The organism is Accumulibacter sp., assembly GCF_029255145.1.
In the GTDB taxonomy this organism is placed as follows: Bacteria; Pseudomonadota; Gammaproteobacteria; order Burkholderiales; family Rhodocyclaceae; genus Accumulibacter.
The window spans coordinates 1-3,075 of record NZ_JAPUVQ010000003.1; the positions used below are offsets into that span (position 1 = coordinate 1).

4 protein-coding genes are annotated in these 3,075 nt (G+C 62.0%); all 4 read left to right on the forward strand.

The window, feature by feature from the left end:
• Positions 1 to 356 precede the first annotated feature (356 nt).
• The 4 genes from Q1L50_RS00095 to Q1L50_RS00110 all read left to right on the forward strand — a co-directional run bounded on the left by Q1L50_RS00095 (position 357) and on the right by Q1L50_RS00110 (position 2,960).
• Positions 357 to 518, forward strand: a complete 162-nt coding sequence (locus Q1L50_RS00095; RefSeq protein ID WP_300335003.1) for a hypothetical protein — start codon at positions 357 to 359, stop codon at positions 516 to 518.
• A 200-nt stretch (positions 519 to 718) separates the two neighbouring features.
• Positions 719 to 2,128, forward strand: a complete 1,410-nt coding sequence (locus tag Q1L50_RS00100) for an FAD-binding oxidoreductase (RefSeq protein WP_300335005.1) — start codon at positions 719 to 721, stop codon at positions 2,126 to 2,128.
• A 330-nt stretch (positions 2,129 to 2,458) separates the two neighbouring features.
• Positions 2,459 to 2,722: a response regulator gene (locus Q1L50_RS00105; RefSeq protein ID WP_300335006.1), complete on the forward strand. Its 264-nt coding sequence runs from the start codon at positions 2,459 to 2,461 to the stop codon at positions 2,720 to 2,722.
• Between the two features lie 4 nt (positions 2,723 to 2,726).
• Positions 2,727 to 2,960, forward strand: a complete 234-nt coding sequence (locus tag Q1L50_RS00110; RefSeq protein WP_300335008.1) for a chemotaxis protein CheC — start codon at positions 2,727 to 2,729, stop codon at positions 2,958 to 2,960.
• Positions 2,961 to 3,075: the final 115 nt, after the last annotated feature.

Sequence of the window (3,075 nt, forward strand, 5' to 3'; positions counted from 1 at the left end):
GCGCCTGAATCTGTTCCTGCTGCCCATGACAGAGTTCCAGCAGGAGCACGACCACCGGCGTCATCTCGTCGGCAGGGATATCAGGGATGCGGGGAAGTTTCCGAGGGGGCTCCGTGCTCATGCCTTCAGATTGAACCATGCTTCGCGCGCTGTGTCCAGCACCAGCACCACCTGAAAGCAAGAATTCCAGAGTCAGTGAACGGTCATGCCCGGGGTTCTTGAGGAGTTACGGAAGGCCGGCATTCGCAGGCCCGAACGCCTGCTCAATGAGCGATCGGAGTTCGTCGACCAGCGGACGCGGACCATCAGCCGCCTGACCAGCGCCCTCAATGATTGCCACTTCCCGGCAGACCCCCATGCAGCTGCAAGCCGCCCGCGGGACGACCGAGCTAAGCGACGACGCGGCAGTTAACATACCGAAAAAGCTCATGGTCAAGGGTCTGGCAGGCCAATTGCGCGTCACGCTGGAGGGCCTCGCCCGCTTGGATGCCGAGATGTCGGCGTGCGCGCCGACCTAGCTGATAGAATTTACCGGCGGGCGTGCCCGACGGTTATTCGCGGCGCTGCCCTCACGTGGTCGAGCAACTAGGTCGGGTCGATGGCCCGGCGTGCATCCCGACCCGAACGATCGTCAGCGGCAGCAACTGCAATGGGCAACTGCGCGGCCAACGGGAAACGGCAGTTGCTCCGCGCGCATCTACCTGTCCAAGGACCGCCAGTGAATAATGCGAACCTGATCCGAAAGCTCGCCGACATCGTTGGTACCGGGCAGTTGTTGAGCACGCTCGAGGCGATGGCTCCTCATCTCGGCGATTGGCGTGGGCGCTATCAAGGTGCAGCCATCTGTGTGGTCCGTCCGGCCAGTACCGCCGAGGTGGCGGCGGTGGTGGGGGTCTGCGCCCAGGCCGGCGTGCCGATGGTCCCGCAAGGAGGCAATACCAGTCTTTGCGGAGCGGCGACCCCAGGACGGGAAGCGCTGGCGGTAGTGATCAGCCTGTCGCGGCTCAAGCGGGTGCGGGCCATCGATCCGGTGAACAACACCATGACCGTCGAGGCGGGCTGCGTCCTGCAGACGTTGCAGAACACAGCGGCGCAGGCGGGACGCCTGTTCCCGCTGTCGCTGGCCGCCGAGGGCAGTTGTCAGATCGGCGGTAACCTGTCCACCAACGCTGGTGGCGTGCAGGTTTTGCGCTATGGCAACACCAGGGACCTGACGCTCGGTCTGGAGGTGGTCCTGCCGAGTGGCGAGGTCTGGAATGGGCTGCGCGGCCTGCGCAAGGACAACACCGGCTACGACCTCAAGCAGTTGTTCATCGGCGCCGAGGGGACGCTGGGGATCATTACGGCGGCGGTGCTCAAACTCTTCCCCTTGCCGCGAGCGACGGTGACCGCCTGGCTGGCGATCGCCTCGCCGGCGATGGCGGTGCGGCTCCTCGCCGACCTGCAAAGCCGTTTTGGCGCCCTGCTGACCGCCTGCGAGCTGGTCTCGGACGTCGCCCTGGGCCTGGTCCGCAAGCATATGCCGGATCTGCAGCCCGCCCTCTCGGCGAGCCCCTGGCACCTGCTGATCGAAGTCTCTGGTGGTGACGACGATGACGCCAGGAGGCACGCGCTCGAGACCTTCCTGGCCGAGGCCCTGGAGAGCGGCACGATCGGCGACGCAGTGCTGGCGCAGAGCGGCGAGCAGGCCAGAAGGCTGTGGGCCTTGCGCGAGAACATTGGAGAAGCGCAGAAGATCGAAGGGCTGAGCATCAAGCACGACGTTTCGGTCCCGATTTCCCGCATCCCGGAGTTTGTCGAACGCGCCGACCGGCAACTCGCGCAGGCGTTTCCGGACATTCGCATCGTTGCCTTCGGGCACCTTGGCGATGGCAATCTGCACTACAACCAGTCGAAATCAGAAGCCGGCGAGAACGCCGCGTTCATTGGCGCACAGCCGGCGGTCAACCGCGTCGTTTACGATCTGGTCCATGAACTCGGTGGCAGCATCAGCGCCGAACACGGGATCGGGCAGTTGAAGCGCGAAGAACTGTTGCGCTACAAGAGCCCGGTGGAAATCGAAATGATGCGGGCGATCAAGCGAACGATCGATCCGCTGGGCTTGATGAATCCCGGCAAGGTGCTTTGAGCGGGCGAGCGCGCTGGCGAGAGATCCGCTGATCGATCCATGGCGAACCGTGAAACCGGCTGGCGCGCGGGAAGACGGATTCACGATCGTTGTCTGCGCTGCCAGCGCCAACTCCGAGATTGACAGTGCCTGATGCCGGTACGTACACTCAGCAACGCGCCCCTGCGCGCCCTATCCTTCTAATTTTATTTGCAGATTGTCCGGAAACCGACCGCCTTGCATGATCAGGAAAATATTCGTCATAGACGATTCGCCGATCGCTCGAAGGATGCTGAAGAGCCACCTCGCCAAAGACCGCGGTTATGAACTCTTCGAAAAGCCGGCGATGGCTTGGCCGGAGTCGCCGCCTATCAAGCGATTCGCCCCGACGGGACGTTTATGGATCTGACCAGGCCGGTCATGGACGGCAATGAGGCGACGGCACAGATCATCGACTTCCACCCGCACGCCATAGTCATTGCCTGCACAGCGGATATTCAGACCAGATCGGTGCCCAGAATTTTGAGCCTGGGAGCACTGATGGTCTTGAAGAAGCCCTCCTCGCGGGAAACCGTGGGAGACGCGCTGGCGCGAGCCGAAGAGCAGATCGGATAGTTTTATGAACAACGTTCAGGTCGACACCTTGTCGGGCGAAGAAAGGGAGATTCTACAGGAGATAATGAACATCGCATTCGGCAAGGCTGCGTCCGACCTCGCCGACATAATCGACATTTTTGTCGTTCTGAGCGTGCCGCAAGTCCGGATGCTCAGGGCGCAAGACCTTCCGGAGTATCTCAAGACACAAGTCAGTGCCTATGATCAAATCACCATTGTCGAGCAAAATTGGGTTTAGGTCGTTTTGTGTGGAACGGGCAATAAAGGGGCGAAGGGCGAGGCGGGCAAATGAGTGAGCTTTCCGGCGATGAGGTAGGCCATGGCGATGAAGTTTTCGACGCGGCGATAGCCGC